Origin of the sequence: Streptomyces sp. NPDC059455 (assembly GCF_042750115.1) — a bacterium.
Lineage (GTDB): Bacteria > Actinomycetota > Actinomycetes > Streptomycetales > Streptomycetaceae > Streptomyces > Streptomyces endocoffeicus.
In genome coordinates, this window is record NZ_JBHYVB010000233.1 from 1 (window position 1) to 12782 (window position 12782).

A 12782-nucleotide genomic window follows, 5' to 3' on the forward strand; every position below is an offset into this window, starting at 1 on the left:
GGGGGCCGACCAACCGCCGGGCGCCCCTGGTCCTGCATCGTCGCCCCCGGCCCTTGTGATTGCCGAAACGCTCCGCGCTTACGCGCCCCGCGTCAGTTGTCGTCCTCGTCGATGAGGAAGCCCCGCATCGGGCTCGGCGCCTGCTGCATCGGCTGCGGACTCTGCGGCCGCACCGGTGCCATCGGCTGGGTCATCGCGGGAGACATCTGCTGCTGGCCACCGTAGGACGGCGCTCCGCCGTTCTGGTTGTGGCCGCCCATGGACTGGTTGCCGCCCATCGTGTGGCCACCCATCGTGCCGGCGCCGGCCGAGGCCATGGAGCCGCTCATCGAGGGGGACGGCGGCAGCGAGGCGGCGGCCGGGGTGCGCGGCGGAGCGAGCGAGTCGTCGGCCTGGTTCTCCAGCTGGCGCAGCTGGCTCTCCAGGTACGACTTCAGCCGCGTGCGGTACTCGCGCTCGAAGCCGCGCAGGTCCTCGACCTTGCGCTCGAGCGTGGCACGAGCGGACTCCAGGGAGCCCATCGCGACACGGTGCTTCTCCTGCGCGTCCCGCTCCAGCGCGTCGGCCTTGGCGCGGGCGTCCCGCTCCAGGCCCTCGGCGCGGCTACGGGCCTCGCCGACGATCTTGTTGGCCTCGGAACGGGCCTCCGCGATCGCCTGGTCGGCGGTCTGCTGCGCGAGCGAGAGCACGCGCGCGGCGCTGTCGCCGCCCGGGCCCTGCCCCGGCTGCGGCAGCTGCGGGCCACCGGGGCCACCAGGACCGCCGGGGCCACCCGGGCCACCGGGACCGCCCATCGGGCCACCCATGGGGCCGCCGGGACCCATGGGTCCACCCTGCTGCATCGGACCGGGGCCACCTTGCTGCATCGGGCCGGGACCGCCCTGCTGCATGGGACCGGGGCCACCCTGCTGCATCGGGCCGGGGCCGTTCTGGCCCATCGGGCCGGCCGGCAGCTGCGGAGCTCCGCCCGGGAGTTGGGGCGGGCCACCCATCTGCTGCTGGCCGGGGGGCACCGGCTGCGGCGGTCCAGATATGGCGGCGGGCACAGGTGCCCCTGGCCGCTCCTGCTGTTCGGGAGGCTTGCGCATGCCTTGTTGCTGGCTCTGGGCGGCGGCACGCGTCGCGGCTGCCAGCTTGGCGCGCAGGTCCTCGTTCTCCCGCAACAGCCGGGTCAGTTCGGCTTCGACCTCGTCGAGGAAGGCATCGACCTCGTCCTCGTCATAGCCTTCTCGGAGGCGGACGGTCGTGAACTGCTTGTTCCGCACGTCCTCGGGGGTCAACGGCATCTCTACTTCACCTCAACGTAGTCGTCGGCAATCGGCAAGACCGTATCGTTCACACCCTGCTCGCAAAATTGCTCACGACGGTGATCAGGATCCAGACGATGATCATCAGCACGAAGAAGGACAGGTCGAGCGCCACACCCCCGAGACGCAACGGCGGAATGAACCGCCGGAGCAGCTTGAGTGGCGGATCGGTCACAGTGTAGGTGGCCTCGAGGATGACCACCATCGCCCTACCGGGTTGCCACGAGCGCGCGAACTGGAAGACGTAGTCCATCACGAGCCTGAAGATCAGCACGATCAGGTAGCAGTAGAGCGCGATGTAGATCACCTGTAGTGCGATGCCCATCCCGCGCGTCCCTCTCCCCTGGTTCGTACTCGGCCTTTCGGCCTCGGATGACTCGGTGTTGCCGGTTTGCCGTTTTTGCGTCTCAGCTCTGGTTGAAGAACCCGCCCTCTGCGATACGGGCCTTGTCCTCCGCCGTGACATCGACGTTAGCAGGAGACAACAGGAACACCTTCTGCGTCACCCGCTCAATGCTCCCATGGAGACCGAACACCAGACCGGCCGCAAAGTCGACAAGTCGCTTCGCATCCGTGTCGTCCATCTCCGTCAGATTCATGATCACGGGAGTGCCCTCACGGAAGTGTTCCCCGATAGTACGGGCCTCGTTGTAGGTCCGGGGGTGCAGTGTGGTGATGCGGTACGGCTCCCGCTCGGACACGACCTTGGGCATGATCACTGGGGCGTTCTTCTCCAAGTTCTGACGTTCAGGTGTGATGGACGCCACGGGGGCAATTCGCGCGGGTCGCCCGGTTTCCACCGCAAGTGGAGCCGGTTCGCGTTGTGCGGGAGGGTGGACGACTCGCACAGATTCGCCCCTTTCCGGCCGCGGTTCGGGCTCCACCACCTGATGCCGCCGACGGTCCCGCTCGGGCTCCGGCTCGGGCTCGAACTCGTCGTCGGGGTCGAATCCCCGGCCGTCGTACCCATCGTCCTCCACGAGGCCGAGGTAGACCGCCATCTTGCGCATCGCGCCGGCCATTTTCTGCGTCCTCCGCTCTGTGGTGGATCGGCTCCGCCACCGGATGCCATGGATCCACGTGGCCCGCCCGCCTTTTGACGGGAATGACCATATTTTCTGCTGTGGTCCGACTTCTTCGCGACGTTACCGGAGCCTGGGTCGGACTCCGAGTACCGCAGTGCCGACGCGCACATGTGTCGCCCCCGCCGCCACCGCTTCCTCCAGGTCCGAGCTCATCCCCGCCGAGACCATGTTCGCAGCCGGATGGGCCACGCGCAGGCGGGATGAGATTTCCGCCAGCCGGTCGAACGCCGCCCGCGGCCGCCCCTCATAGGGACCCGTCAGCGGGGCGACGGTCATCAGACCGTCGAGCCGGAGCCCTTCGGCCTCGGCCACGGACTCGGCGAGCCGTTCCACTCCGTCCGGTCCCACCCCTCCGCGCTCTCCCCGGTCACTGGAGTCCACGTCGAGCGCGACCTGAATCAGGACGCCCAGCTCCCGCGCGGCCCCCACAGCCGCACGGGAGAGCGCGTCGACCAATCGCTTGCGATCGACAGATTGCACCACATCGGCATAACTCGATACGGAACGCACCTTATTGGTCTGCAATTGCCCGACAAAGTGCCAGATGAATGGCAGATCCGCGCATTCCGCGGCTTTGGGGGCGGCCTCCTGGTCGCGGTTCTCGGCGACATGCCGTACGCCGAGTTCCGCGAGCAAACGGACATCGCTCGCCGGATAGGTCTTGGTGACCACGATCAGGGTCACCTCTTCGCGCTTGCGACCGGCCTCGGCGCAGGCGGCAGAGATACGTTCCTCCACCCGGGCCAGATTCGCGGCCAGTTCCGCCTTGCGATCCGTCACAGCTCTCAGCCGCCCAACCAGACATAGCTCGCGAGCCGCCCGGTGGTGCGCTCGCGCCGGTACGAGAAGTGGTCCGCAGACTCCAGGGTGCAGATGTGAGATTTTCCATCCATCTCGTCCATCCGCACACCCGCGCGTGCCAGTTGGGCCCGCACACCGGCCGCCACATCCACGGCGGGGGTGCCCCAGCTGGTCTCGGCCCACGCCTCCGGCACCGTCTCGGCGACATCGGCGCGCATGTCCGCGGGGACCTCGTAGCAGCGGCCGCAGACCGCCGGACCGGTGCGGGCGACGATCCGGGCGGGCTCGGCGCCCTGTTCGGTCATCGCCTCCACCACCGCCGGGACCACTCCGGCGACCAGTCCCGGCCGCCCGGCGTGGGCGGCGCCGACGACCCCGGCCACCGGATCGGCCAGCAGCACCGGGGTGCAGTCGGCGGTGAGGACGGCCAGGGCGAGGCCCCGACGCCGCGTCACCACCGCGTCCACCGCCGGGATCTCGTCGTCCGACCACGGTCCGTCCACCACCGCGACGTCCCGGCCGTGCACCTGGTTCATCCAGACGACCGCCGCCGGGTCCAGGCCCATCGCCTTGGCGGCCAGCTCGCGGTTGGTCCGTACGGCCTGGGGGTCGTCGCCGACCGCCCCGCCGAGGTTGAGCTCCTCATACGGAGCGGCGCTCACCCCGCCCCACCGGTCGGTGAAGGCGAAGTGCGCGCCGCTCGCGTCGTGCTGTTGCGCTATCACGTCTGGTTCACTTCAAAGTCGCCGTCGAGCCATACCGGACGGCTCACTTCAGGAAGTCCGGGACGTCCAGCTCCTCGGCCTGGCTGTCCGGGTAGGGGCGAGCCGGGGGGACCTGGGGGTGCGGGGTGGGCACCGGGGGCGGCGGCACCTCGGCGACCGGGGCGGGGTCCGCCGGGGCGGGCTCGTCCTCGCGCGGGGTGACGCTGCCCAGCCCGCCGAAGGACGGGCGGCTGCCGCTGTCCTGGCCGGCCGGGCGGTTCGAGGAGCTGCCGGATCCCTCTTCGCGATTGCCGCCGCTGTAGGAGCCGAGCACCTTGTCGCGGTTCTTCGCGGGCGGCTGACCGCCGTCGAAGCCCGCCGCGATCACGGTGACCCGGACCTCGTCGCCGAGCGCGTCGTCGATCACCGCGCCGAAGATGATGTTGGCCTCGGGGTGGGCGGCCTCGCTCACCAGCTGGGCGGCCTCGTTGATCTCGAACAGACCGAGGTCCGAGCCGCCGGAGATGGAGAGCAGCACGCCCCGGGCGCCGTCGATGGACGCCTCCAGCAGCGGCGAGGAGATCGCCATCTCGGCCGCGGCCACCGCGCGGTCGTCACCGCGGGCCGAGCCGATGCCCATGAGCGCCGATCCGGCCTCCGACATCACGGACTTGACGTCCGCGAAGTCGAGGTTGATCAGACCCGGGGTGGTGATCAGGTCGGTGATGCCCTGAACACCCGACAGCAGGACCTGGTCGGCCGACTTGAACGCGTCGAGCACGCTCACCTGACGGTCCGAAATGGACAGCAGCCGGTCATTCGGGATCACGATGAGGGTGTCGACCTCGTCCCGGAGACCCGCGATGCCGTCCTCCGCCTGATTGGCGCGGCGGCGGCCCTCGAAGGTGAACGGACGGGTGACCACACCGATCGTCAGTGCGCCCAGCGAGCGGGCGATGTTCGCGACCACCGGGGCACCGCCGGTGCCCGTGCCGCCGCCCTCACCCGCCGTCACGAAGACCATGTCGGCCCCCTTGAGGACCTCCTCGATCTCCTCGCGGTGGTCCTCGGCGGCCTTACGGCCGACGTCGGGGTTGGCGCCGGCTCCCAGGCCCCGGGTGAGCTCGCGACCGACGTCCAGCTTGACGTCCGCGTCACTCATCAGCAGGGCCTGCGCATCGGTGTTGATCGCGATGAACTCGACGCCCTTGAGCCCGACCTCGATCATCCGGTTGATGGCATTCACGCCACCGCCGCCGATGCCGACGACCTTGATGACTGCGAGGTAGTTCTGCGGTGCTGCCACGTCGAAGGCCTCTCGCCTCGAGTTACGTGTCGCCACCCCGCTGTTGCCGCGGTGCGCCGACTGATGCCGAATGGGACGGTTCCGATTGCCGACCCCAACCCTAACGCTGAAGTTTAGGGTTACCAGTGCCTCTGTTTCCCGGACTCTTCGGAACAGGACACTAAGTCGACAAGTGTCGCGCGTTCAATGAACACGCCGGACCTCCCGCTTTTCTTTTCACCCTATGTGATCACCCAGCGGGCTAGCCAACCAGGGTGCTGGCCTGCCGCTATCGACGTCAACTGCGAGACACCGCGGGGGCACTCGGCGCTTGGACATCGAAGTGGTCGGCGTCCGGCCGCGCTTTCATCAGGGCGGTGAGCGCCTTCCCCTTCGCCTCGCCACGCTCTCCGCTCCCCCAGGCGATGGTACGGCCCCCGGTCAGCTCCAGGGTGATCGAATCGTACGAGCGGACCCGGAGGGAACGGGTGTCCTGGCGGACCTTCTCGGGGAGTTGGGTGACCACCCGGACCGCCTCGCGGCGCAGTCCGGTGGGGCCGAAATGGCGCGAACTCGGCGACCGATCCGGCTCCATTTCCAGCAGCGGAACCCCCTTCGGACGCTCGCTCAGCGTGGAGAACCGGACTCCTGTGGCGTCCACTTCGTGGAACTTCCCGTCCTCTTCGACAATGGCTTCGGGCCTGCGTTCCGTCACCACCAGACTGATGGTGTGCGGCCATGACCGGGATACGTCCACTTTCGCAATCCGCTTCAGCCGCTCGCGTACACGATGTTCGATCGCTCCGGTGTCCACCGCCACCAGAGGGGTGTTCAGGGATACATCGGCGGCGTCGCGCACCTCGTCGGCGGTGAGGACGGTGGTGCCGGCGACCCGCACCCGCTCGGCCCGCAGCCAGCTCGAACCGTAGAGCAGCCAGACGGACCCGGCACCGAGCAGGGTCACCGCCACCACCGTCACCAGCAGGGTGCGGCGGCCGGGCGGCCGGAGCCCGCGACGGACCCGGAGGAGGCGTGGGGGCGGGCCGGACCGAGCCGTCCCTCGTGCGCCGCGCTCGGCGGTCGACGGTCCGGCCACGCTCCCTGCCTCCTCACGCCTGGCGGCGTGCGCTGATCGCCTCGTACACCATGCCGACCAGCAGCTCGTCGGCGTCCCTGCGGCCGAATTCGGCGGCGCGCCGGGACATCTCGTACAGCCGGTGCGGGTCGCCGAGCACCGGCAGCACATTGCTCTGCACCCACTCGGGGCTCAGCTCGGCGTCGTCGACCAGCAGCCCGCCGCCCGCCTTGACCAGCGGCTGGGCGTTGAGCCGCTGCTCGCCGTTGCCGATCGGCAGCGGGACGTAGGCGGCGGGGAGCCCGACGGCGGACAGTTCGGCGACGGTCATCGCGCCCGCCCGGCAGAGCATCATGTCAGCCGCGGCGTACGCGAGGTCCATCCGGTCCACATACGGTACCGGGATATAGGGCGGCATTCCCGGCATGTTGTCCACATGCGGCATTTCGTTTTTCGGCCCGACCGCGTGGAGCACCTGGATCCCGGCGCGCTGGAGGAACGGCGCCACCGTCTGGACCACCTCGTTCAGCCGCCGCGCGCCCTGCGAGCCGCCGGAGACCAGCAGCGTCGGCAGGTTCTGGTCGAGCCCGAAGGCCGCGCGGGCCTCGGGGCGGACCGCGGCCCGGTCGAGGGTGGCGATGGAGCGGCGCAGCGGGATGCCCACATAGCGGGAGTTGCGGAGCTTGCTGTCCGGGGTGGAGACCGCCACGAAGTGGGCGTAGCGGGAGCCGATCTTGTTGGCGAGGCCGGGGCGGGCGTTGGCCTCGTGGACGACGATCGGCACACCGCGCCGCTTGGCCGCCAGGTAGCCGGGCAGGGCCACATAGCCGCCGAAGCCGACGACGCAGTCGGCCTTGGTGCGCTCCAGGATCTGCTCGGCGGCCTTGATGGTGCCCCGCAGCCGCCCGGGGACGGTGATCAGTTCAGGGGTGGGCTTGCGCGGCAGCGGTACGGCCGGGATGAGCCCGAGCTCATAGCCGCGCTCCGGTACGAGCCGGGTCTCGAGCCCACGCTCCGTGCCGAGTGCCGTGATCCCCACGGTCGGGTCCTGCCTGCGCAGGGCGTCCGCGAGGGCGAGCGCGGGCTCGATGTGGCCGGCGGTCCCCCCACCGGCGAGTACGACATGCACCGAAATTCACCGCTCTCCGGACGGCCGCCTCTTGACGGGCCGTCTCATCGTCTTCCGTCTCACCCGAGCCAGCTTCTTCCGCAAAGCAGGCTGCCGCATGGCCAGCGCCGCCCGCGCACCGGGCTCTGCCCGTGCGAAGGCGATCAGCAGGCCGACGGCGAACATGGTCGGCAGCAGGGCGGACCCTCCGTAGGAGAACAGCGGGAGCGGAACACCAGCGATCGGCAGCAGACCCAGCACTGCGCCGATGTTGACCACGGCCTGGGCCGTGATCCAGGTGGTCACACCTCCCGCGGCGTACCTCACGAAGGGGTCCTCCGTGCGTCCGGCCACGCGGATACCCGCATAGCCTAGAGCCGCGAAGAGAACGAGAACCGACAGCGTCCCCGCCAGACCGAGTTCCTCCCCGGTAATCGCGAAGATGAAGTCAGTATGCGGTTCGGGTAGTTCGCCCCATTTCTCCATACTTGCCCCGAGTCCTGAGCCGAACCATCCGCCGTTGGCGAGCGCGTAGATCCCGTGCACCGCCTGCCAGCACTGATCGTTGGCACCGGGCTCGGTGGCGCCGATGCAGGCGAGCCGGGACATCCGGTTGGCGCTGGTCTTGATGAGCAGCAGACCGATGACCCCGGCGAAGGCGAGGACGCCCGCGAAGAGCCGGGTGGGGGCGCCGGCCAGCCACAGCAGGCCGAAAAGGATCGCCGTGAGAATGATCGCGGTGCCCATGTCCCCGCCCAGCATGATCAGGCCGAGCAGCATGCCGGTCGCGGGCACCAGCGGGACCAGCAGATGCTTCCACTGGGCCAGCAGTCGCTTGTCCTGTTTGCGGGCGAGAAGATCGGCGCCCCACAGGACCAGCGCGAGCTTGCCGAACTCACTGGGCTGGAGCAGGAAGGGACCGCCGAAGGAGATCCAGTTCTGGTTGCCGTTGACCGCGATTCCCATGCCCGGGACCTGCACCAGACACATCAGGAAGACCGAGACCGCGAGCAGCGGATAGGCGAAGGCGCGGTGCAGTTTGATGGGCATCCGCACGGCGAGCAGCATCAGCGCGCCGCCGAGCGCGGCGGCGAAGAGCTGTTTGCGGAAGAAGTACGACGGTGAGAGCCCGGACTGCAGCGCCTTGATCTGGGATGCGGAGTAGACCATGACCAGCCCGAGCACCAGGATCAGCAGCGAGCCGCCGAGCAGCAGGTAGTACGCGGTCAGCGGCCGGTCCCAGGCCCGCCTGACACGCTGCTGAAGCCCGCGCAGGGCTTCAGGGACGTTGACCCTCGAGGGGCGGCGCGGAGGCCGGGAGGCGCCCGCCGTGCCCCGCGGGCGGGCCGGTGACGCCGCTCGGCCCTTGCCCCGTACGGCCTCCCGCAGCCGCGGGGCGCCGCCCGAGCGCGGCACCTGGCGGCCGGTGCCGGGGCGGGCCGTCCGGGAGCGCGGGGCGGCGGGCTGGTCAGGCGTCATGTCGTATCCCCTCCGGTTTCCCCGCGCGGGCGGTCCTCGCGGGGGACCGGCGGGCTACTGATCGTCCGGGACCCGGCCGGAGGCCAGGTCATGAACCGCCGCGGCGAAGGCGTCGCCCCGCTCGTTGTAGTTGGTGAACATGTCCATCGAGGCACAGGCCGGGGCCATCAGGACGGTATCGCCCGGCCGGGCGAGCCGCGCCGCTTCGCGCACAGCCGCAGCCATCGCCCCAGTGTCGGTCCGGTCGAGGTCCACGACCGGGACATCTGCTGCGTGTCGCGTGAGCGCTTCCCGGATCAGGGCGCGGTCGGCGCCGATGAGCACCACGCCGCGCAGCCGCTTGGCCGCCGTAAGGACGAGCTCGTCGAAGGTGGCCCCCTTGGCGAGGCCGCCCGCGATCCACACGATGTGCTCATAGGCGCCCAACGACGCCTCCGCGGCATGGGTGTTGGTCGCCTTGGAGTCGTCGACGTAGGCCACGCCGTCGACGTCCGCCACGTGCTCCACCCGGTGCGGGTCGGGCCGGAAGGCGCGCAGGCCGTCCCGTACGGCCGTCGGCGGGACGCCGTAGGCGCGGGCCAGGGCGGCCGCCGCCAGGGCGTTGGCGATGTTGTGCGGGGCCGGCGGGTTCACGTCGGAGACCTCGGCGAGCTCCTGCGCCTGCTTCTGCCGGTCCGCCACGAAGGCCCGGTCGACGAGGATGTCCTCCACGACGCCGAACTGGGAGGGACCGGGGGTGCCGAGGGTGAAGCCGATCGCCCGGCAGCCCTCCTCGACGTCGGCCGCGCGCACCAGGTCCTCGGTGGCGGGGTCGGCCACGTTGTAGACGCAGGCCACCTGGTTGCCCTCGTAGATCCGGCCCTTGTCGGCCGCGTAGGCCGCCATGGAGCCGTGCCAGTCGAGGTGGTCGGGGGCGAGGTTGAGCACCGCCCCGGAGTGGGCGCGCAGCGAGGGCGCCCAGTGCAGCTGGTAGCTGGAGAGCTCGACGGCCAGCACGTCGTACGGCTCGTCGCCCAGCACGATGTCCAGGAGCGAGACGCCGATGTTGCCGACGGCCGCGGTGCGCAGCCCGGCCGCCTCCAGGATGGCCGCCAGCATCCTTACGGTGGTCGTCTTGCCGTTGGTGCCGGTGACCGCGAGCCAGGGCGGGGCGCCCTTCCCGCGCAGCCGCCATGCCAGCTCGACATCGCCCCAGATGGGCACGCCCGCCTCGGCGGCGGCCAGGAAGAGCGGGCTGGTGGGCTTCCAGCCGGGGGTGGTCACGATCAGCTCGGTGCCGTCGGGAAGCGTCTCGCCGTCCCCGAGGCGGACCGTGATGCCCAGCGGCTCCAGCTCGGCCGCCTGGGCGCGCTGCGCTTCGCCGTCGCTGCCGTTGACCACGGTCACCGAGGCCCCGAGGCCCCGCAGCGCACGCGCTGCGGGGACCCCGGAGACGCCGAGTCCGGCGACGGTGACCTGCCGTCCGGCGAGGTCGGACACGTCGGGGGAAGCGGCGCCGGACGTCACGAGGCCCGCCACCCCGCGTAGAAGAGGCCGAGGCCGACGATCACGCACATGCCCTGGATGATCCAGAACCGGACCACCACAAGGACTTCGCTCCACCCCTTGAGTTCGAAGTGGTGCTGGAGCGGTGCCATCCGGAAGACCCGTCGCCCGGTCGTCCGGAAGGAGCCGACCTGGATGACCACGGACATGGTGATCAGGACGAACAGACCGCCGAGGAGGGCCAGCAGCAGCTCCGTACGGGAGCAGATGGCGAGGCCGGCGAGCGCGCCGCCGAGCGCTAGCGAACCGGTGTCCCCCATGAAGATCTTGGCGGGTGAGGTGTTCCACCACAGGAAGCCGAAGCAGGCGCCCATCAGGGCGGAGGCGACGACGGCCAGATCGAGCGGGTCGCGGACCTCGAAACAGGACGCCGGGTTGGTGAGGGTCTGCGCGTTGGCGCAGGACTCCTGGTACTGCCAGACGCCGATGAAGGTGTAGGCGCCGAAGACCATCACGGAGGCGCCGGTGGCCAGACCGTCGAGACCGTCGGTGAGGTTCACGCCGTTCGACATCGCCAGGATCATGAACAGCGCCCAGATCGCGAAGATCACCGGGCCGAAGGACCAGCCGAAGTCCTGGACGAAGGAGAGCCGGTCGGAGGCGGGGGTCTGCTGGCGCGCGTCGGCGAAGTTCAGTGCGAGGATCGCGAAGGCGATACCGACGATCAGCTGACCGGCCATCTTGGCCTTGGCCCGCAGACCCAGGCTGCGCTGCTTGACGATCTTGATGTAGTCGTCGAGGAAACCGACCAGGCCCATGCCCGCGAACAGGAAGAGCACCAGCACGCCCGAGAAGGTCGGCTGGCTGCCCGTGATCACCTTCGTCAGGGCGTAAGCGATCAGCGTGGCCAGGATGAAGGAGATACCGCCCATCGTGGGCGTGCCCTTCTTGCTGCCGTGCGTCCGGGGACCGTCGTCCCGGATGAACTGGCCATAGCCCTTGCGGGCCAGCAGCTTGATCAGCAGCGGTGTGCCGATCAGGGTCAGAAAGAGCCCGATGGCTCCCGAGAAGAGAACCTGCCTCATGCCCATCGGCCGGAGACCTCACCCTCACCGTCGAGCAATCCCTGCGCAAGCCGCTCCAGGCCGACCGACCTGGATGCCTTCACCAACACGACGTCCCCCGGTCGCAGCTCGCTGCGCAGCAGATCGACCGCTGCCCGCACGTCGGACACGTGCACCGACTCCTCACCCCACGAACCCTCGTTCTTGGCGCCCATGTCCAGCCAGGCGGCCTCCTGGCCGCCGACCGCCACGAGCTTGCTGACGTTGAGCCGGACGGCCAGCCGCCCGACCGCGTCGTGCTCGGCCAGTGAATCCTCGCCCAGCTCGGCCATCGGGCCGAGCACCGCCCACGTGCGACGCCCCGGTGTGGCAGCGCCCATGGCGACCAGCGCGCGCAGCGCTGCTCGCATGGACTCGGGGTTCGCGTTGTAGGCGTCGTTGACGACCGTCACGCCGTCCGAGCGCTCGGTGACCTCCATCCGCCAGCGGGAGAGCTGCCCCGCCTCGGAGAGCGCCACGGCGATCTCGTCGACGGACATGCCCAACTCGTGGGCGACGGCGGCCGCGGCGAGCGCGTTCGACACGTGGTGCTCACCGTACAGGCGCATGGTCACTTCGCTGCACCCGGTAGGGGTGTGAAGCGTGAAGGCGGGACGCCCGCCGTCGGCGAGCCGGACATTCCCGGCGCGCACATCGGCGTCCTCGGCCTCGCCGAACAGGACGGTACGGGCCTTGGTGCGCGACGCCATGGCGCGCACCAAGGGGTCGTCGGCGTTGAGCACCGCCACCCCGCCCTCCGCGGCGGACGGCAGGGACTCCACGAGCTCGCCCTTGGCCTCGGCGATCTGCTCCCGGCCGCCGAACTCCCCGATATGGGCGGTGCCGACGTTGAGCACGAGTCCGATACGGGGCGGGGTGAGTTCCGTCAGATACCGGATGTGGCCCTTACCGCGGGCGCCCATCTCCAGCACCAGGTGCTGGGTGGCCTCGTCGGCGCTCATCGCGGTGAGCGGCAGGCCGATCTCGTTGTTGAGCGAGCCCGGCGTCCATACGGTCGGGCCCCGGCGCTGGAGCAGTTGGGCGATGAGGTCCTTGGTGCTCGTCTTGCCGGCGGAGCCGGTGAGGGCGACCACCGTGGTGCCCAGGCGCTCCACGACGGCGCGCGCGAGCGCTCCCATGGCGGCGATGACGTCGGGGACGACGATCGCCGGTACGGGGGCGTCCGGGGTGCCGACGGGACGGGCGGCCAGGACCGCCGCGGCGCCCGCCTCGACCGCGCCCCTGGCGAAGTCGTGGCCGTCCACGGGCGCCCCCGGGGGCGCGGGGGAGAGGCTGGCGGGCGCCGCCACACGCGCGGCGGGGACGCCCGGGGGCCGGGCCCATCTCGGC

General features: G+C 70.3%; 12 protein-coding genes. All 12 read right to left on the reverse strand.

Features of this window, described 5'->3' with window-relative positions; all coding sequences use genetic code 11:
• Window positions 1–92: 92 nt before the first annotated feature.
• Window positions 93–1286 carry a DivIVA domain-containing protein gene (locus ACFXB5_RS45975; RefSeq protein ID WP_201853349.1) on the reverse strand — a complete coding sequence of 398 codons (1194 nt, stop codon included), beginning with the start codon at window positions 1284–1286 and terminating at the stop codon, window positions 93–95.
• Between the two features lie 49 nt (window positions 1287–1335).
• Window positions 1336–1632 (reverse strand): YggT family protein, encoded by a 297-nt coding sequence (locus ACFXB5_RS45980; protein ID WP_014060001.1) that lies wholly within the window; start codon window positions 1630–1632, stop codon window positions 1336–1338.
• A gap of 82 nt (window positions 1633–1714) precedes the next feature.
• Window positions 1715–2329, reverse strand: coding sequence for a cell division protein SepF (locus ACFXB5_RS45985; RefSeq protein ID WP_385219965.1), 615 nt, complete (start codon window positions 2327–2329; stop codon window positions 1715–1717).
• Between the two features lie 123 nt (window positions 2330–2452).
• Window positions 2453–3172: a YggS family pyridoxal phosphate-dependent enzyme gene (locus ACFXB5_RS45990; protein WP_385219967.1), complete on the reverse strand. Its 720-nt coding sequence runs from the start codon at window positions 3170–3172 to the stop codon at window positions 2453–2455.
• Window positions 3173–3177: 5 nt separating this feature from the next.
• Window positions 3178–3918 (reverse strand): peptidoglycan editing factor PgeF, encoded by a 741-nt coding sequence (pgeF, locus tag ACFXB5_RS45995; protein ID WP_385219969.1) that lies wholly within the window; start codon window positions 3916–3918, stop codon window positions 3178–3180.
• Window positions 3919–3961: 43 nt separating this feature from the next.
• A complete protein-coding gene (gene ftsZ, locus ACFXB5_RS46000) occupies window positions 3962–5203 on the reverse strand; it encodes a cell division protein FtsZ (protein WP_385219971.1) in 1242 nt (413 codons plus the stop codon).
• Window positions 5204–5480: 277 nt separating this feature from the next.
• Window positions 5481–6278 (reverse strand): cell division protein FtsQ/DivIB, encoded by a 798-nt coding sequence (locus ACFXB5_RS46005; RefSeq protein WP_385219973.1) that lies wholly within the window; start codon window positions 6276–6278, stop codon window positions 5481–5483.
• 13 nt (window positions 6279–6291) lie between these two features.
• A complete protein-coding gene (murG, locus tag ACFXB5_RS46010) occupies window positions 6292–7386 on the reverse strand; it encodes an undecaprenyldiphospho-muramoylpentapeptide beta-N-acetylglucosaminyltransferase (protein ID WP_385219975.1) in 1095 nt (364 codons plus the stop codon).
• Window positions 7387–7392: 6 nt separating this feature from the next.
• Window positions 7393–8844: a putative lipid II flippase FtsW gene (ftsW, locus tag ACFXB5_RS46015; RefSeq protein WP_385219977.1), complete on the reverse strand. Its 1452-nt coding sequence runs from the start codon at window positions 8842–8844 to the stop codon at window positions 7393–7395.
• A gap of 54 nt (window positions 8845–8898) precedes the next feature.
• Window positions 8899–10350 (reverse strand): UDP-N-acetylmuramoyl-L-alanine--D-glutamate ligase, encoded by a 1452-nt coding sequence (murD, locus tag ACFXB5_RS46020; RefSeq protein WP_385219979.1) that lies wholly within the window; start codon window positions 10348–10350, stop codon window positions 8899–8901.
• Window positions 10347–11414, reverse strand: coding sequence for a phospho-N-acetylmuramoyl-pentapeptide-transferase (gene mraY, locus ACFXB5_RS46025; RefSeq protein WP_385219980.1), 1068 nt, complete (start codon window positions 11412–11414; stop codon window positions 10347–10349). The genes murD and mraY overlap by 4 nt, the downstream gene beginning before the upstream one ends.
• Window positions 11411–12782 (reverse strand): UDP-N-acetylmuramoyl-tripeptide--D-alanyl-D-alanine ligase (murF, locus tag ACFXB5_RS46030; protein ID WP_385219982.1); only part of this gene is annotated, 1372 nt, incomplete at its 5' end. The genes murF and mraY, both read right to left, overlap by 4 nt.